General features: G+C 75.4%; 1 protein-coding gene. It reads left to right on the forward strand.

The window, feature by feature from the left end:
* Positions 1-12: 12 nt before the first annotated feature.
* On the forward strand, positions 13-20,106 hold the full coding sequence (locus tag ACZ63E_RS31745; protein ID WP_465340095.1) for a type I polyketide synthase: 20,094 nt from the start codon (positions 13-15) through the stop codon (positions 20,104-20,106).
* Positions 20,107-20,172: the final 66 nt, after the last annotated feature.

The raw sequence follows: 20,172 nt of genomic DNA on the forward strand, positions 1-20,172 counted from the left end.
GGGCGAGCGCTGATGGACAACGAAGAAAAGCTCCGGCACTTCCTCAAGCGGGTCACCGTGGAGCTGCAGGAGACCCGCGCGAAGCTGCGGGAGGCCGAGACGGCCGACCAGGAGCCGATCGCGGTCGTCGGCCTCGGCTGCCGCTTCCCCGGCGGGGCGTCGAGCCCCGAAGCGTTGTGGGAACTGCTTTCCGAGGGCCGGGACGCCATCACGGAGTTCCCCGCCGACCGCGGCTGGGACGTCGAGCGGCTGCACGACCCGGACGGCGCGTCGCGCGGCACGTCCTACGTGCGCCACGGCGGGTTCCTGCACGACGCGGGCGACTTCGACCCGGCGTTCTTCGGCATCTCGCCGCGCGAGGCGCTGGTTATGGACCCGCAGCAGCGGCTGATGCTGGAGATTTCGTGGGAGGCGGTCGAGCGCGCCGGGATCGACCCGTCGTCGCTGCGCGGCTCGGCGACCGGGGTGTTCACCGGCACGAACTTCCAGGACTACATCCATCTCGCCGCGAGCGCCGCCGAAGGCGCCGAGGACTACCTTTCGACGGCCAACGCCTCGAGTGTCCTGTCCGGCCGGGTCGCCTACGCGCTCGGTCTCGAAGGCCCCGCGATCACCGTCGACACCGCGTGCTCGGCGTCGCTGGTCGCGATGCACCTGGCCGCGCACGCGCTGCGCCGCGGCGACTGCTCCCTGGCCCTGGCCGGCGGCGCGACCGTGATGGCCACACCGACGTTGTTCATCGCCTTCAGCCGTCAGCGCGGGCTCGCGCCCGACGGCCGCTGCCGCTCGTTCGCCGAGGGCGCCGCGGGCACCGGCTGGGGTGAGGGCGCCGGTGTCCTCGTGCTCGAACGGCTGTCCGACGCCGAGCGCAACGGCCACCGCGTGCTCGCGGTCCTGCGCGGCAGCGCGGTCAACCAGGACGGCGCGTCCAACGGCCTGACCGCCCCGAGCGGCCCGGCGCAGGAACGGGTCATCCGCGCGGCGCTCGCCGGCGCGGGGCTCACCCCGGCCGACGTCGACGCCGTCGAGGCGCACGGCACCGGCACCACCCTCGGCGACCCGATCGAGGCCCGCGCGCTGGCCGCCACCTACGGCCGTGACCGCGACGGCGAGCCGCTGTGGCTGGGCTCGGTCAAGTCGAACCTCGGGCACACCCAGGCCGCCGCCGGTGTGGCCGGCGTGCTGAAGATGGTCCTGGCACTGCAGCACGGCGTGCTGCCGGAGACCTTGGGCGTCGACGCGCCGACGTCGGCGCTGGACTGGGACAGCAGCGGGCTCGCGCTGGTCACCGGCACCCGGCCGTGGCCGGCGACCGGGCGGCCGCGCCGGGCCGGGGTGTCGTCGTTCGGGCTGAGCGGCACCAACGCGCACGTCATCCTGGAGCAGGCGCCCGCGGTCGAAGCCGTGGCCGCGCCGGCGCCGCGGGTGCCCGGCGTGCTGAACTGGCCGGTGTCCGGCAAGAACGCCGCCGGGCTGCGGGGCCAGGCCGCCCGCTTGCTGTCCTTTGTGGATTCAGAGTTGTCTCTTGTGGACCTGGCGTACTCTCTCGGGGTCTCGCGGGCCGCGCTGCCGCACCGCGCGGTCGTCACCGGGTCCACTGTGGACGACCTGCGGGCCGGACTGACCGCGCTGGCCGAGGGGAACGGTCCCTCCGGCGTCGCGACGTCCGGAGCGGTCGCGTTCCTGTTCACCGGACAGGGGTCACAGCGCGCCGGGATGGGCCTTGAGCTGCGCGAAGCCTTCCCGGTGTTCGCCGAGGCGTGGGACGCCGTGTGCGCCCACCTCGACCCGGCGCTCACCGAGGTCGTGCGCACCGGCGCCGGTCTCGACGACACGAAGCACGCACAGGCCGCGCTGTTCGCCCTGGAGGTCGCGCTCTTCCGGCTCGCCGAGTCGTGGGGGCTGCGGCCGGACTACCTGCTCGGGCACTCCGTCGGCGAGCTGGCCGCGGCGCATGTCGCCGGGGTGTTCTCGCTGGAAGACGCTTGTGCGCTCGTCACCGCGCGCGGGCGGCTCATGCAGGAGCTGCCTTCCGGGGGCGCGATGCTCGCCGCCGAGCTCACCGAAGCCGAAGCCCGCGAGCTGATCACCGGCCCGGAGGTCTCGCTGGCGGCGGTCAACGGGCCGGACTCCGTGGTGTTCTCCGGGGACGCGGCGGCCATCGACGCCCTGGAAACCGCGCTGGGCGACCGGCGGACCAAGCGGCTGCGGGTGAGCCACGCCTTCCACTCGGCGCGGATGGAGCCGATGCTCGGCGAGTTCGCCGCCGTCGCGCGCCGGATCTCCTACGGCGAAGCGACGCTGCCGATCGTTTCGAACCGCACCGGCCGCGTCGCGACGGCGGGGGAGCTGCAGGATCCGGCCTACTGGGTGTCCCATGTGCGCGACACCGTCCGGTTCGGCGACGGCGTGCGGTGGCTGGCCGACCGGGACGTCACCCGGTTCGTCGAGCTGGGCCCGGACGGCGTGCTGTCCGCGATGGCGAGTGGCGCCGGCGACGACGTCAAGTGTGTGCCACTGCTGCGGGCCGGGCGGCCGGAAGAGCAGTCCGCGGCCTCCGCGGTCGCCGCACTGCACGTCGCGGGTGTTCCCGTTGACTGGCGCGGGTTCTACGCCGGTGCCCGGCTGATCGACCTGCCGACGTACGCGTTCCAGCACGAGCGCTACTGGCCGGCCGCGACGCCGCCGGGCGCGGTGGCGACCGACCCGGGCGGGCTCGGCCTGACCGCGGCCGGCCACCCGCTGCTCGGCGCGGCGACCGGCCTGGCCGACGGTGAAGGCCACCTGTTCACCGGCCGGCTCTCCGCCACGGCGACACCGTGGCTGGCCGACCACGTCATCATGGGTGCGATCCTGTTGCCCGGCACGGCTTTCCTGGAGCTGGCGATGCGGGCGGGCGACAGCGTCGGCTGCCCGCGCGTCGCCGAGCTCACCCTCGAAGCGCCGCTGGTGCTCCCCGACCGCGGCGGCGTCCGGCTGCAGCTGCTCGTCGGCGCCCCGGACCACGCGGGGCGGCGCGCGTTCACCGTCCACTCGCGACTCGAGGACGAACCCGAGGACACGGCGTGGGAACGGCACGCCGGCGGTGTGCTCGCGCCGGGCGCCGCGGCCCCGGCGCCGGTCGAGTGGCCGCCGACCGAGGCCGAGGAAGTCGACCTCACCGGGTTCTACGACGGCCTGGCGTCGGCCGGGTTCGGCTACGGCCCGGCGTTCCAGGGGCTGGAGCGCGTCTGGCGCCGCGGCACCGAGGTGTTCGCCGAGGTGACCCGGCCCGAGCAGGCCGGCGCGACCGACGCGTACGGCCTGCACCCGGCGGTGCTCGACGCGGCCCTGCACGCGCTGGGCGCGGCGGACCGCGGCGAGGACGCGGACCGGCTGCTGCCGTTCGCGTGGTCGGGTGTCACGCTGCACGCGCCGGGCGCGTCGGCGCTGCGGGTGCGGATCGACGCGGCGGACCCGGTGTCGGTGGCCATCGAGGTCGCCGACACGGCGGGCGAGCCGGTCGCCTCGGTGGAGGCGCTGGCTCTTCGACCGGTGGCCGCGGGCACCGGCGCGGGCCGGAAAGCCCGGCACGAGTCGCTGTTCACCGTGGACTGGGTCCCGGTCCCGGCGAGCGCGGCGGCCGGTCCGGTGGACTGGCCGTTGCTCGGGGAAACGAGCGGATCGCCGTCGCACGTGGTCTACCGGCCCACCGGCGGGGACACCCCCGAAGCCGTCCGCGAGACCCTGCGCGAAGTCCTCCACACCGTTCAAGACTGGCTGGGTCACTCCACGGACTCCCACCTGGTGGTCGTCGCCAGTTCGACCGACTTCGCGACCGCGCCGATCTGGGGCCTCCTCGGCTCCGCGCAGGCCGAACAGCCCGGCCGCATCACGCTCGTCGACACCGATGACGACGAGCTGCTCGCCGCGGCCGTCGGGCTGGGGGAGCCGAAGGTCGTCGTCCGCGAGGGGCGGCTGCACGTCCCGCGGCTCGGCCGGGCGGCTGTCGCACCCGCTGCCGAAGGCCGCTTCGACGGCACCGTCCTCATCACCGGCGGCCTCGGCGGCCTGGGCTCGCACCTCGCCCGCCACCTGGTCGCCGAGCACGGCGCCCGCCGCCTGCTGCTCGCCGGCCGCCGCGGCCCCGACACGCCGGGTGCGGCCGAGCTGATCGCCGAGCTGGGCGTCGACGCCACCGCGATCGCTTGCGACGTAACCGATCGCGATGCCCTTGCCCGGATCTTCGCCGAGCACGAGATCACCGCCGTTGTGCACACCGCGGGCAGGCTCGACGACGCCACCTTCGGGTCGCTGAACGAAGACCAGCTCGACGCCGTCCTGCGGCCGAAGGTCGATGCCGCCTGGCACCTCCACGAACTGGCCGAACACGCCGAGACCTTCGTGCTGTTCTCCTCCGTGGCCGGGGTTTTCGGCGCGGCCGGGCAGGGCAACTACGCCGCCGGCAACGCCTTCCTCGACGCCCTCGCCGCCCACCGGCGCGCGCACGGCCAGGCCGCCGTGAGCCTCGCCTGGGGTGCGTGGGAGACCGGCATGGCCGGCACCCTCACCGACGCCGACCGCGACCGGATGACCCGCGCGGGCACGCCGCCGCTGACCGTCGAGCAGGGCTTGAGCCTGTTCGACGCCGCCCTCGGCGCCGACGACGCCCTGCTCGCCCCGGTCCGGCTGGACCTCGACACGCTCTCGGCCGCGCCCGAGGTGCCGCCGTTGCTGCGCCGCCTGGTCCGGGGGAGCGCGCGCCGCCGGCCGCGGGCCGACTCCGGTCTCACCGCGCGGCTCGCCGGGCTCGCCCCGGCCGACCGGCAGCGCGCGCTGGTCGACCTCGTCCGGACGCACGTCGTCGGCCTGCTGGGCTACAGCTCGCTCGGCCAGGTCGAACCCGGACAGTCCTTTTCGGACCTCGGCTTCGACTCGCTGTCCGCGGTCGAGCTGCGCAACGCCGTCCAGGCCGACACCGGCCTGCGCCTGCCCGCGACGCTCGTCTTCGACTACCCGACCGTCCTCGCGCTGGCCCGCCACCTGCACGACGAGCTGGTCGGCACCCTCGACGCCGCCACGCCCACGCCGGTGCGCGCGACGCCGGTCGAGGCCGACCCGGTGGTCATCGTGTCCATGGGCTGCCGTTACCCGGGCGGCATCACCTCGCCCGACGAGCTGTGGGACTTCGTGCTCGGCGACGGGGACGGCGTCTCCCGCTTCCCGGGCGACCGCGGCTGGCCGGTCGACGCGCTCTACCACCCGGACCCCGACCACGCGGGCACCAGCTACACCCGCGAAGGTGGCTTCCTCGACGACGTCGCCGGCTTCGACCCCGGCTTCTTCGGCATCTCCCCGCGCGAGGCCCTCGCGATGGACCCGCAGCAGCGGCAGCTGCTCGAAACGTCGTGGGAGGCGCTGGAACGCGCGGGCATCCGGCCGGAAACCCTGCGCGGCAGCCGCACCGGCGTCTACGCGGGCATCATGTACCACGACTACCTGGGCGCGAACGTCGAGTTCCCGGCCGACTCGCTCGGCTACCTCGGCACCGGCAACGCGGGCAGCGTGCTGTCCGGCCGGCTGTCCTACGTCTTCGGCCTGGAAGGGCCGTCGGTCACCGTCGACACGGCGTGCTCGTCATCGCTGGTCGCGCTGCACATGGCCGCGACCGCGCTGCAGCGCGGCGAGTGCGAGCTGGCGCTCGCCGGCGGCGTCACCGTGATGGCGACCCCGGGCACGTTCATCGACTTCAGCCGCCAGCGCGGCCTCGCCGCCGACGGCCGCTGCAAGTCCTACGCCGACGCCGCCGACGGGGTCGGCTGGTCCGAAGGGGTCGGTGTCCTCGTCCTGGAACGGCTGTCCGACGCGCAGCGCAACGGACACCCCGTGCTCGCCGTGGTCCGCGGCAGCGCGGTCAACTCCGACGGCGCGTCCAACGGCCTGACCGCCCCGAACGGCCCGTCGCAGCAACGCGTGATCCGCCAGGCGCTTTCCGCCGCCGGACTGTCCACTTCGGACGTCGACGTCGTCGAAGGCCACGGCACCGGGACCACCCTGGGCGACCCGATCGAGGCCCAGGCGCTGCTGGCCACCTACGGCCAGGAGCGTGACGAGTTCCGGCCGCTGCTGCTCGGCTCGGTCAAGTCGAACCTCGGCCACACGCAGGCGGCGGCCGGCGTCGCCGGCGTGATCAAGTCCGTGTATGCGCTGCGCTCCGGCGTGGTGCCGAAGACCCTGCACGTCGACGCGCCGTCGTCCCATGTGGACTGGACGGCGGGGGACATCGAGCTGGTCACCGCGACCCGGCCGTGGCCGGAGACCGGGCGCCCGCGCCGCGCGGCGGTGTCGTCGTTCGGCATCAGTGGCACCAACGCCCACGTCGTGCTGGAACAGCCCCCGGCGGCCGAGCCGGGACCCGCGTCCACCGAGCGGCCCGCGCCGTGGCTGCTGTCGGCCCGCACCCCGGAAGCGCTGCGGGCGCAGGCGACCCGGCTGCTGGCCACCGCGGTCGGCGACCGGCCCGGTGACGTCGCCTGGTCGCTGGCCACGACCCGCACCACCTTCGAGCACCGCGCGGTGCTGACCGGCGACCCGCTCGCCGCGCTCGCCGCCCTGGCCGCGGGCGCCGAGGCGCCGGGGCTCGCGACCGGTGAAGCGGTTTCCGGCGCCCGCACGGCGTTCCTGTTCACCGGCCAGGGCGCCCAGCGCGCCGGCGCCGGCCGGGTCCTCCACGACCGGTACCCGGTGTTCGCCGCCGCCCTCGACGAGGTCTGCGCGCAGTTCGACTTTCCTTTGCGGGAAAGGATGTTCGACGCCGACGGGTCGCTGGAGTCCACCGACCTCGCCCAGCCCGCGCTGTTCGCGCTCGAGGTCGCGCTGTTCCGCCTGGTGCGCTCCTGGGGTGTCACGCCGGACCTGCTGCTCGGGCACTCGATCGGCGAGCTGGCCGCGGCGCATGTCGCCGGGGTCTTCTCGCTCGAGGACGCCTGCCGCCTGGTCGCCGCCCGCGGCCGCCTGATGGCCGCGCTGCCCGCCGGCGGCGCGATGGTCGCGATCAACGCCCCCGAAGCCGCGGTCGCGGCCCGGCTCGGCGACCGGGTGTCGATCGCCGCGGTCAACGGGCCGGAGTCGGTCGTCGTCTCGGGCGACGCGGACGCCGTCACCGAGATCGCCGCCGCCTTCGCCACGGACGGGCACCGCACCCGCCGCCTCGACGTCAGCCATGCCTTCCACTCGCCGCTGATGGACCCGATGCTCGACGAGTTCCGCGCGATCGCGGAGACGATCGAGTACGCACCCGCCGAAATCCCGGTGATCTCGAACCTGACCGGCACGGTCGCGGAACTGTCCACAGCGGACTACTGGGTGCGGCACGTCCGCGCCGCCGTCCGGTTCGCCGACGGCGTATCGACCCTGCTCGCCGACGGCGTCACGGCGTTCCTGGAGCTCGGCCCGGCCGGGGTGCTCAGCGCGCTGGCCGCGGAAACCCTGCCGCCGGAAGCGGTCGCGGTCCCGTGCCTGCGCCGCGACCGTGACGAAGACGACTCGGTCGTCGACGCGCTCACCGCGTTGCACCTGCACGGCGTCGACGTCGGCTGGGAGTCCTACCTGGACACCGGGCGGCCGGTCGAGCTGCCGACGTACCCGTTCCAGCACGAACGGTTCTGGCCGCGGGTGGCGCTGCTGACCGGCGGCGCCGGTCTCGACGCCGTCGCCCACCCGCTGCTGAACGGCGGCATCGAGTTGCCCGAGTCGGACGGTTTCCTCTACACCGCACGGCTTTCCCTCGCGTCGCACCCGTGGCTGGCCGGGCACCGGATCGCCGGCTCGGTGCTGCTGCCGGGCACCGCGCTGCTGGAGCTGGCCACCGCGGCCGGCGAGCAGGCCGGCTGCCCGGCCGCCGGCGAGCTGACTCTCGAAGCCCCGCTGGTCCTGGCCGAGGAGACCGGCACGCACGTCCAGGTCGCCGTCGGCGCCCCGGGCGAGGACGGCGAGCGGCCGGTCTCGATCTACTCGCGCCGCGAAGACGCCCCCGACGAGCTGTGGACCCGTCACGCCGGCGGCACGCTGCGTCCTGCCGCCGAGCCCGCGGCCGTGGTCACCCGCCCGGCCGACGCCACCGAGATCGACCTCGACGGCCTCTACGACCGGTTCGCCGACCGGGGTTTCGAGTACGGCCCGGCGTTCCGCGGCCTGACCGCCGCCTGGAGCCACGGCGAAGACGTCTACGCCGAAGCCGAGCTGCCCGAGGACGAGCCCGCCGAGGGGTTCGGCCTGCACCCGGCGCTGCTCGACGCGTGCCTGCACGCGACGTCGTTCAGCTCCGCCGTGCGGCCGGGCGCCCTGCCGTTCTCGTGGGAGGGCGTCACCGTGCACGCCTCGGGCGCGACCGCGGTGCGGCTGCGCGTCACGCCCGCCGGCGACGACGCGGTGTCCCTGCACCTGGTCGATCCCGGCGGCGAGCCGGTCGCGACCGTGCGTTCGCTGGTGCTGCGGCCCCAGTCCGCGGCGCCGGCCGCCGACCGCGACTCGCTGTTCCGGCTCGACTGGACGCCGATCGCCGTCGGCGCGCCCGAGACCGGCCCGGTCTCGGTCGCCGGGGCCGACCCGCTCGGCGTCGCCGGGGTGTTCCCGGCCGCCGCGCGGCTTTCCGGCCCCCTGGACGCCCGGGACGGCGTTGTCCTGTGGCCGGTCGCGGCCGCCGAGGGCGCCGACGTCGTGCGGGAGACCCACGAACTGACCACGCACGTGCTGGGCGTGCTGCAGGACTGGCTGGCCGGCGAGCGGCCCGCGCGGCTCGTCCTGGTCACCCGCGGCGCGACGACCGGGGCCGACCTGCCCGCGGCCGCCGTGTGGGGCCTGGTCCGCACCGCCCAGGTCGAGCACCCGGGCCGCGTCGCGCTGATCGACCTCGACGGCGCCGACGCGTCCCTGACCGCGTTGCCGGCCGCGCTCACCACCGGTGAACCGCAGCTCACGCTCGTCAACGGCGAACCGCGGGCCGCCCGCCTCGCGCGCGCCGACGCGCCGGGCGTCGAGCTTTCACGTGAAAGCTCGAGCTGGGACCCGGACGGCACCGTCCTCATCACCGGGGGCACCGGCGGACTCGGCGGGCTGCTGGCCCGCCACCTCGTCACCGAGCACGGCGCGCGGCGCCTGCTGCTGGTCAGCCGCCGCGGCCGGGCCGCCGACGGCGCGGCCGAGCTGGCCGCCGGCCTCACCGCGGCCGGCGCCCACGTCGACGTCGAGGCCTGCGACATCGCCGACCGCGACGCGCTGGCGGCCCTGCTCGCCGCCGTCCCGGCCGAGCACCCGCTCACCGCGGTCGTGCAGACCGCCGGTGTCCTCGACGACGGCGTCCTCGGCTCGCTCACGCCGGACCGGCTGGCGGCCGTGCTGCGCCCGAAGGTCGACGCGGCCTGGAACCTGCACGAGCTGACCCGCGACCTCCCGCTCCGAGCGTTCGTCTCGTTCTCCTCGGTCGCGGGCACCTTCGGCGGCGCCGGCCAGGCGAACTACGCCGCGGCCAACACCTTCCTCGACGCGCTCGCCCTGCACCGCGCGGCTGACGGCCTCCCGGCGCAGTCGCTGGGCTGGGGTCCGTGGGCCGCGGCGACCGGCATGACCCGGACCCTCGGCGAAGCCGACTTCGAGCGGATGGCCCGGCTCGGCATGCCCGTGCTGCAGCCGGAGCAGAGCATCCGGCTCTTCGACCGGGCGCTCACCACCGATCGCGCGGTGCTGCTGCCGGTCCGCCTCGACCTCCCGGTGATCCGGACGCAGCCGGAGATCCCGCCGCTGCTGCGCGGCCTGGTGCGTGTCACCGGCCGCAAGCAGGCGGGCCGCGGGTCCGCCGGGCTGCTTCGCCGCCTGGCCGGGCTGTCGCCGGACGAGCGTGCCGAAGCGCTGCTGACCCTGGTGCGCGAACAGGTCGCGCTCGTGCTCGGCCATTCCGACGCGACGGCCGTTTCGGCCACGAAGACGTTCCAAGAGCTGGGGTTCGACTCGCTCACCGCGGTCGACCTGCGCAACAAGCTGACCGCCGCGTCCGGTGTCGCGCTGCCCGCCACGACAGTGTTCGACTACCCGACGGCGACCGCGCTGGCCCGCCACCTCGTCGAGGTGCTGGGCGAGGGCGACCGCGTCGAAGACACCCCGGCGCCGGTCGCGGTGGCCGACGAGCCGATCGCGATCGTCGCGATGAGCTGCCGCTACCCGGGCGGCGTCACCACCCCGGAGGAGCTCTGGGACCTGGTCGCCGGCGGCACCGACGCGATCACCGAGTTCCCCGGCGACCGCGGCTGGGACGTCGACGCGCTCTACGACCCCGACCCGGACCACCCGGGCACCTCCTACACCCGCCACGGCGGCTTCCTGCACGACGCGGCCGAGTTCGACGCGGCGTTCTTCGGGATGAGCCCGCGCGAGGCGGTCGCGACCGACACCCAGCAGCGGCTGCTCCTCGAAGTCTCGTGGGAGGCGTTCGAGCGGGCCGGCATCGACCCGCGCAGCCTGCGCGGCAGCCGGACCGGCGTCTTCGCCGGCGTGATGTACAACGACTACAACAGCCTGGTCGCCGGCGCGGACCTCGAGGCCTACCAGGGCAACGGCAGCGCGGGCAGCGTCGCTTCCGGGCGCGTCGCCTACGTGCTCGGCCTGGAGGGCCCGGCGGTCACCGTCGACACGGCGTGTTCGTCGTCGCTCGTCGCCCTGCACTGGGCCGCGCAGGCCCTGCGCTCGGGGGAGTGCTCGCTGGCGCTCGCCGGGGGTGTCACGGTCATGTCGACCCCGGGCACGTTCGTCGGGTTCTCGCGCCAGCGCGGGCTTTCCCCGGACGGCCGCTGCAAGTCCTTCGGCGACGGCGCGGACGGCGTCGGCTGGTCCGAAGGCGCCGGGATGCTGCTGCTGGAACGGGTTTCCGACGCGCAGCGCAACGGGCACCCGATCCTCGCCGTGGTGCGGGGCAGCGCGGTCAACTCCGACGGCGCGTCCAACGGCCTCACCGCCCCGAACGGTCCTTCGCAGCAGCGCGTGATCCGCCAGGCGCTTTCCGTCGCCGGTCTGTCCACTTCGGACGTCGACGTCGTCGAAGGCCACGGCACCGGCACCACGCTGGGCGACCCGATCGAGGCGCAGGCACTGCTGGCGACCTACGGCCAGAAGCGCGAAACCCCGCTGCTGCTCGGCTCGGTGAAGTCGAACATCGGCCACACACAGGCCGCGGCCGGCGTGGCCGGCGTGATCAAGATGGTGGCCGCGCTGCGGCAGGGCGTCGTCCCGCCGTCGCTGCACGCCGGAGCGGTGTCTTCGCACGTCGACTGGGCGAGCGGGGACGTCGAGGTCGTCACCGGGAACCGGCCGTGGCCGGAGACCGGCCGGGCGCGCCGCGCCGCGGTGTCGTCGTTCGGCATCAGCGGCACCAACGCCCACACGATCCTCGAGCAGGCGCCGGAACCCGTGGCCGTCCCGGAGCCGCCGGACGCCGGGGTCGTGCCGTGGCCGCTGTCGGCCACCACGGAACCGGCCCTGCGCGAGCAGGCCGCGCGCCTGGCCGGGCTCGACGTCAACCGCGTCGACGCCGGCCACACCCTCGCCACCGGCCGGGCCGCGTTCGACCACCGCGCGGTGGTGCTCTCGGAGCACCGCGCGGAGCTGGCCGCCGCGCTGGACGCGCTCGCCGCCGGCGAACCGCACCCGGCCGTCGTCACCGGCCGGGTCGCCGAGCAGGCGAAGCTGGCCGCGGTGTTCGCCGGCCAGGGCGCCCAGCGGCTCGGCATGGGCCGCCGGCTCTACGCGCGGTACCCCGTGTTCGCCCAGGCCTGGGACACGATCGCCGAGCAGCTGCCCGGCGACTGGGCCGGGATCGTCTGGGGCGAGAACTCCCGGCGGCTCGCCAGCACGGCCGCCGCGCAACCCGCGCTGTTCGCTCTGGAAGTCGCGCTGTACCGGCTCTTCGAGTCGTGGGGCGTGCGGCCCGACCACGTGCTCGGGCACTCGGTCGGCGAAATCGCGGCCGCGCACGTCGCGGGGGTGCTGTCCCTGCCCGACGCCTGCACGCTGGTGCGGGCCCGCGCCGAGCTGATGGGCGCGCTGCCGGCCGGCGGCGCGATGGTGTCGGTGCGGGCGACCGAGGACGAGGTCCGGCCCCTGCTGGGCGACGACGTCGCGATCGCGGCGGTCAACGGCCCGGACGCCGTGGTGCTCGCCGGAGCCGAGGAGGCCGTGCTCGCGGTCGCGGGCCGGTTCGAGAAGACCAAGCGGCTGACCGTGTCGCACGCTTTCCACTCGCCGCTGATGGACCCGATGCTGGCGGACTTCCGCGCGGTCGCCGAAGGGCTGGCGTACGCGCCGCCGCGGATCCCGGTGGTTTCGACGGTCACCGGCGCGCTCGTCACGGAGTTCTCGGCGGAGCACTGGGTGGCCAACGTCCGCCGCACGGTCCGGTTCGCCGACGGGGTGACGGCGCTGCACGAGCACGGCGTGCGGGTGTTCGCCGAGTTCGGCCCGGACGGCGTCCTGTCCGCCATGACGGCGGGCGTGCTCGCCGACGCGATCACGGTCCCGTTGCTGCGCAAGGAAACCCCCGAACCGCGGGCGGCGCTGGCCGGGCTCGCGGGCCTCCACGTGGCCGGCGCCCGCGTCGACTGGGCGGCGGTGCTGCCCGGCGGGCGGCGCGCCGAGCTGCCGACGTACGCGTTCCAGCGCGAGCGGTTCTGGCCCCGCGGCGGCGCGACTCCTCGCGGGGACGCGACGGCGGCGGGCCTGGGCGTCGGCGGCCACCCGATGGTCGGGGCCGTGGTGCGCCCGGCCGGGTCGGACGAGGTGCTGCTGACCAGCCGGCTGTCGGTGTCGGGGCACCCGTGGCTGCGCGGGCACGTCGTCGGGGGAGCGGTGGTGCTGCCCGGGACGGTGTTCGCGGAGCTGGCCCTGCGCGCGGGCGGTGAAGCCGGCACCCCGTGCCTGGACGAGCTGACCCTGGAAGCGCCGTTGGTGCTGCCGGAGAGCGGCGGTGTCCAGCTGCAGCTGCTCGTTTCGAAGGCGCGCGAGGACGGCCGCCGGACCCTGACCGTCCACTCGCGACCGGAGGACGGCGACGACCTGACGTGGGTCCGGCACGCGACCGGCGCGCTTGGCCCGCGCCGCGCGCCGGCGGAGGTCTTCCCGTGGCCTCCGGCCGCGGCGCCGGCCGACCTGTCTTCGCACTACGAAAGCCTGGCTGGTTCGGGGTTGTCCTACGACGGCACGTTCCGCGGCCTGAAGGCGGCCTGGGTGTCGGGCGACGAGGTGTTCGCCGAGGTGGCGCTGCCCGCGGACGACGCGGGCGAGGCGGGCGCGTTCGGCCTGCACCCGGCGCTGTTCGACGCGTGCTTGCACGCGATCGGCCTGCTCGGCGGCGAGGCGGGGCTGCCGTTCGCGTGGGAGGGCGTGCAGCTGCACGCCACCGGCGCGGCTTCGGTCCGCGTCCGGATCGCCCGCGCCGGCGCGGGGGTGTCGCTGACGATCACGGACACGGCCGGCGAGCTGGTGGCCGAGGTGGCGAGCCTGCGCCTGCGGCAGCCGGCGGAGGTGCGTTCGGGCCCGGTGGGCCAGGAGAACCTGTACCGGTTGACGTGGACTCCGTTGGCGGTCGAGCCGAAGGATCTCGGCACGGCGGGAGTGCTGTTCCTGCCGCCCGACGGAGATTCGACGGGTTCCGGCGCGCTGGGTGGTGGTCGGATTGGCTCGGGCTCGGCGGGCTCCGGCGTGCCGGGCGAGGCTTCTTCAGCCGACTCCGATCCCGACTCCACATCCTCCGCGCCCGAAACCGCGGGCGCACTCCTCGCCTCAGCCGGGATCTCCACCACCTTCGCCGACCTCGAAGCCGCGGCCAGCGCCGCGCCTGACCTGGTCGTCCTGCCCCTCCTCGACCCGCCGGCCGCCGCCGACCTCGCCACCGCCGCCCTCGACCTCACCACCCGGGTCCTGGACCTCCTCCAGCGCTGGCTCGCCGACGACCGCCTCCGCGAAACCCGCCTGGCCGTCCTCACCCGCGGGGCCACCGAAGGCGACCCCGTCGCCGCGGCGGTGTGGGGTCTGGTGCGCTCGGCGCAGGCCGAACACCCCGGCCGCGTCACGCTTCTCGATCTCGACGACGCCGGTGCGCACCTGGCCGCCGCCCTCGCGGCCGGTGAGCCGCAGGTTGCCGTCAAGGACGGGCGGGTGCACGGCGGCCGGCTCGCCCGGGTCGCGGTCCGGCCCGAAACGGCGGCCTTCGGCGATCCGGACGGCACCGTCCTCGTCACCGGCGGCACCGGTGGCCTCGGCGCCGTCTTCGCCCGGCACCTCGCCGCCGAGCACGGGATGCGGCGGCTGCTGCTCGTCAGCCGCAGCGGGGGAGACCCCGCCGAGGTCGCCACGCTCGTCGCGGAGCTCGCCGCGCACGGCGCCGAAGCCACCGCAGTCGCCTGCGACGTCGCCGACCGGGACGCCCTCGAGGCGCTCATCGACGGGCTCGAACACCCGCTGACCGCCGTGGTGCACAGCGCCGGCGTCCTCGACGACGGGGTCCTGGACTCCCAGACCGCGGAGAGCTTCGCGCGGGTGCTGCGGCCCAAGGTCGCCGGGGCCTGGAACCTGCACGAGCTGACCCGGGACCTCCGGTCGTTCGTCGTGTTCTCCTCGGTCGCCGGCACCGTCGGCACCGCGGGGCAGGCCAACTACGCCGCCGCCAACGCCTTCCTCGACGCCCTCGCCCGGCGCCGCCACGCGGCCGGCCTGCCCGCCACCTCGCTCGCGTGGGGTCCGTGGGCGACCGGCAGCGGCATGACCAGCGCCCTGTCCGACGCCGACCTCGCGCGCATGGCGCGGGCCGGCACCCCGGCCATCCCGGCCGAACTGGGCACCACGCTGTTCGACGCCGCCCTCGCCGCCGAGGTCCCGGACGTCGCGCCGGTCCGGCTCGACCTGCCCGTCCTGCGCGCCATGGGGGACGTACCGCCGGTGCTGCGCGGCCTCATCCGGGTGCCGCTCAAGCGGTCCGCGGCGGGCGCCGAAGCGGCCGTCGGGCTCGTCCAGCGGCTCACCGCGCTTGACGCCGCCGGCCGCACCCGGGCCGTCCGGGAGCTGGTCACCACCCAGGTCGCGCAGGTGCTCGGGCACGCCGACGGCGGCGCGATCGACGCCGGGCAGACGTTCCAGCAGCTCGGCTTCGACTCCCTGACCGCCCTCGAACTGCGCAACCGGCTCGACGGCGTCACCGGTGTCCGGCTCGGCGCCACCGCCGTGTTCGACTACCCGACCGTGGCCGCGCTGGGCGAGCACCTCCTGGACGCGCTGCTCGGCTCCGGCGCCGTCGCCGCCGAGACCCCGGCGCCGGCCGCGGTGGCCGGCGACCCGATCGTCATCGTCGGCATGAGCTGCCGCTTCCCGGGCGGGGTCGCCTCGCCCGAGGACCTCTGGCGGCTGCTCACCGAGGAACGCGACGCCATCACGGCGTTCCCGGCCGACCGCGGCTGGGACGTCGGGTCGCTCTACCACCCGGACCCGGACCACCCGGGCACGACCTACACCCGCGAAGGCGGCTTCCTGCACGACGCGGGCGAGTTCGACCCCGAGTTCTTCGGGATGAACCCGCGCGAGGCGCTCGCCACCGACGCCCAGCAGCGGCTGCTGCTGGAAACCGGCTGGGAGGCCGTCGAGCGCGCGGGCGTGGACCCGGTGTCCCTGCGCGGCAGCCGCACCGGCGTGTTCGTCGGCGTGATGTACAACGACTACGGCCTGACGCTCAACCACCTCGCCGACACCGACGGCTACGAGAGCAACGGCAGCTCGCCGAGCGTCGCCTCCGGCCGCGTCGCCTACACCTTCGGCTTCGAAGGCCCGACGCTGACCGTCGACACGGCCTGTTCGTCGTCGCTGGTCACCCTGCACCTCGCCGCGCAGGCGCTGCGCAGCGGCGAATGCGAGCTGGCGCTGGCCGGCGGGGTGACCGTGATGGCCACACCGGGCACGTTCGTCGGGTTCAGCCGCCAGCGCGGGCTCGCGCCGGACGGGCGCTGCAAGGCGTTCTCCGACGACGCCGACGGCCTGGGCTTCGCCGAAGGCGCCGGCATGCTGCTGCTGGAACGGCAGTCCGACGCGGTGCGCAACGGCCACGAGATCCTCGCGGTCGTCCGCGGGTCCGCGGTCAACTCCGACGGCGCGTCCAACGGCCTGACCGCCCCGAACGGCCCTTCACAGCAGCGGGTGATCCGCGCCGCGCTGGCGAACGCCGGACTGTCCACTTCGGACGTCGACGCGGTCGAGGCGCACGGCACCGGCACCGCGCTCGGCGACCCGATCGAGGCGCAGGCGCTCATCGCCACCTACGGCCGGGACCGCGAAAACCCGCTGCCGATCGGCTCGGTCAAGTCCAACATCGGGCACACCCAGGCCGCGGCGGGGGTCGCCGGGATCATCAAGATGGTCCTCGCGATGCGCCACGGCGTCCTGCCGCGGTCACTGCACGCCGAAACGCGGTCGTCCCATGTGGACTGGGCGGACAGCGGGGTCGAGGTGCTCGCCGGCGCCCGGCCGTGGCCGGAGACCGGCCGGGTGCGCCGCGCGGCGGTGTCGTCGTTCGGCATCAGCGGGACCAACGCCCACGCCGTGCTCGAAGCCGGCCCGGCGCCGGTGCCCGCGCCCGAACCGGCGCAGGCGCCGCCGATCGTGCCGTGGGTGCTCTCCGGCCGGACCGCCGGCGCCCTGCGCGGGCAGGCCGAACGGCTGCTGGCGCACCTGGAGGGACAGGACGTCTCGGCGGTCGGCCGGGCGCTGTCCGGCCGGACGGCGTTCGCCCACCGGGCCGTCCTCGTCGGCGAGGACCGGGCCGGGCTCACCGCCGCGCTCACCGCGGTGGCGGCGGGCGAAGCGGCCCCGGACGTCGTGACCGGCCGGACCTTCGGGACGCGCAACCCGGCTTTCGTCTTCCCCGGCCAGGGTTCCCAGTGGGCCGGGATGGCCAAGGACCTCCTGGCCGCTTCGCCGGTGTTCGCCGCGAAGCTGGCCGAATGCGCCGCCGCGCTGGCGGAGTTCGCCGACTGGTCCCTGCTCGACGTCCTCGACGACGCCGAGGCGCTCGAAGAGGTCGACATCGTCCAGCCGGCGCTGTGGGCGGTGATGGTGTCGCTCGCCGCGCTGTGGCGCGAGTTCGGCGTCGAACCCGCCGCGGTGGCCGGGCACTCGCAGGGCGAGATCGCCGCCGCGTGTGTCGCGGGTGGACTGTCCCTTCAGGACGGTGCCAGGGTGGTCGCTCTGCGCAGCCGCCTGATCCGGCAGAAGCTGGCCCGCACCGGGGTGATGCTCTCGGTGGTCGCCCCGGCCGACGACGTCCGCGCGCTCGTCGCGGAGCTCGGCGGCGAGGTCTCGATCGCCGCGGTGAACGGCCCCAAGCTGGTCACCGTCTCCGGCGACGAGACCGCGATGGCGAAGCTGGAGAAGCGGCTTTCGGCCGCCGGCATGATGCGCTGGCGGCTGGCCGGGGTGAACTTCGCCGCGCACTCGCCCCAGGTCGAGCTGCTGGAGGACGACCTGCTCGAGCTGCTCGCGCCGGTGTCGCCGCGCAGCTCGGCCGTGCCGTTCTTCTCGTCGGTGACCGGCGGGCTGCTCGACACCGCGGAGCTGGACGCCCGGTACTGGTACCGGAACCTGCGTCAGACCGTGCTGTTCGGCGAAGCGGCCGACGCGCTGGTGGCCGGCGGCGCGAGCGCGTTCGTCGAGCCCAGCCCGAACCCGGTGCTGAAGATGGCGCTCGAGCAGACCATGGACCGCACCGGCGAGCCGCTGGTGTTCCAGGAGACGTTGCACACCGGCGAAGGCGACTGGCGCCGGATGGTGACCGCGGTCGCCGGGGCGCACGCCCAGGGTGTCACGATCGACTGGGCCGCCTTCTACGAGCGTGCCGGCGTCACCGCGCGCGTGCCGCTGCCGACGTATGCCTTCCAACGCAAGAACTACTGGCCGGAACCGGCGCCGCAGGCCGTCGCGAGCGGCGAAAGCGCCGCCGACGCGCGGCTGTGGGGCATGGTCGCGGCCACCGACGGCGAGGTGCTGGCTTCGGCGCTGGAGGTCGACCGGAGCGCGCTGGACGCCGTGCTGCCCGCGCTGGCGTCGTGGCGGGAGAAGCTGCGCACCGAGGCCGCCGTCGACCGCTGGTGGTACCGCATCGACTGGACCCCGCTGAAGCCGCCCGCCGGCAGCGCCGCGCCGGGCCGCTGGCTGGCCGTCGTCCCCGGAGACACCGGAGACACCGGCGACGGCTGGAGCGCGCGGGTGCTCGGCGCGCTGCCCGGCGACGTCACCGTGCTGACGGTGACCGACCCCGACCCGGCCGCGCTGGCCGCCCGCCTCGGGGAGCTGCCGGGACCGTTCGACGGTGTCGTCTCGCTGCTCGCGCTGAGCACGCGGAAGATCGACGCGGCGCCGACCGCGCCGCCGGGCGTCGTGCTCACCGCCGTCCTGGTCCAGGCGCTGGCCCGGGCCGAGGTCGAAGCCAAGCTGTGGTGCCTGACCCGCGAGGCGCTCCCGATCGAGGGGCGGCACGCGGCCGCGGACACCGTCGGGCAGGCGGCGGTCTGGGGCTTCGGGCGCACCGTCGCGCTGGAACGGGCGGCGGCGTGGGGCGGGCTCGTCGAACTGCCCGCCGAACCGGGCGAGGCCGACCTGCGGAACCTGCCGCACGTGCTGGCCGGGCTCGACGGCGAGGACCAGATCGCGCTGCGCGACGGCCGGTTGCTCGGGCGGCGGCTGCGCCGCACGACGGCGGCCGAGACCCCGGCGGTCACCCCGGCGCTGGCCGGTCCGGGCACGGTGCTGATCACCGGCGGCACGGGCGCGCTCGGTGTCGAGACGGCCCGCTGGCTGGCCGACGCCGGCGTCCGGCGGCTGCTGCTGACCAGCCGTCGCGGCCCCGACGCGCCGGGTGCGGCCGAGCTGGTCGAAGAGCTGACCGGACGCGGCGCCGAGGTGTCGGTGGTGGCGTGCGACGTCGCCGACCGCGCCCAGGTCGAGGCGGTGCTGGCGGCGATCCCCGGATCGGACCCGCTGCGCGGCGTCGTCCACGCGGCCGGCGTCGCCCAGGACGGTGCCGACGTCGTCGCGCTGACCCTGGAAGAGGTCGAGGGCGTCCTGAAGTCCAAAGTCGAGGGTGCCCGGCACCTCGACGAGCTGGTCGGCGACCGGCCGCTCGACTTCTTCGTGCTGTACTCGTCGGTGTCGGGCATGCTCGGCAGCGGCAAGCTCAGCGCGTACGCCGCGGCGAACGCCTACCTCAACGCGCTGGCCGAAGACCGCGAACGCCGCGGCCTGCCCGGCGTGTCGATCGGCTGGGGCGTCTGGGGCGAGGCCGGGATGGCACTGCAGGGCGACATGCTGGAGCACATGCAGCGCCACGGCCTGGTGCCGCTGGCGCCGGCGGAGGCGATGGTCGCGTTCGGCCGCGCGCTCGGCGTCCGCGGCGCGGTGCTGGCGGCGGACTTCGACTGGAACCGCTTCGCGCAGACGTTCACGCTGCCCCGCGAGAGCGCGTTGCTGAGCGAGCTGCCCGAGGTCCGCGAGGCCCTCTCGGCGGCGGGCTCGGAGCGCGACGCGGTGGTGGCCGAGGCGACCCTGCACGAGGAGCTGGCCGGCCTGGACCCGGCCGAGCGGCGCGACGCGCTGTTGCGGCTGGTCCGCGAGGTGGCGGCCGAGCTGCTGGGCTACGGCGAGCCGGGGGACATCGAGCCGGCGCAGGCGTTCCGCGAGATGGGCGTGGACTCCTTGGCGGCGGTGGAGGTCCGCAACGTCCTGGGTGAGCGCACCGGCCTGCGGCTGCCGTCGACGCTGGTGTTCGACCATCCGACGTCCCAGGCGGTGGCGGCCCACCTCCACCGCGAGCTGTTCGGCGACGAAGCCGACGCCCCGGCGTCGGCGGAGGAGGCCCGGGTCCGGAAGTTCCTGGCGGCGGTGTCGTTCGACCAGCTGCGGTCCCTGGGCCTGATGGAGCTGCTCTCGGAGGCGGCGGACCGCGCGGACCGGCCGGAGGAGGACGCCCGGCCGGACGAAGACGGCGACGTGGGCGACATGGACGCGGACGACCTGGTCCGCTTCGTCCTGGGCGGCGACCAGGACTGATCCTCCCGCGCGAAGGCGGCACCTCCCCGGGAGGTGCCGCCTTCGTCGCGTCCAGGGCCAAGTCTG

This window comes from Amycolatopsis sp. NPDC104819, from assembly GCF_055583145.1.

Coding starts and splice junctions, on each gene's coding strand:
- ACZ63E_RS31745 (WP_465340095.1), top strand. CDS start 13: ATGGACAACGAAGAAAAGCTCCGGCACTTCCTCAAGCGGGTCACCGTG.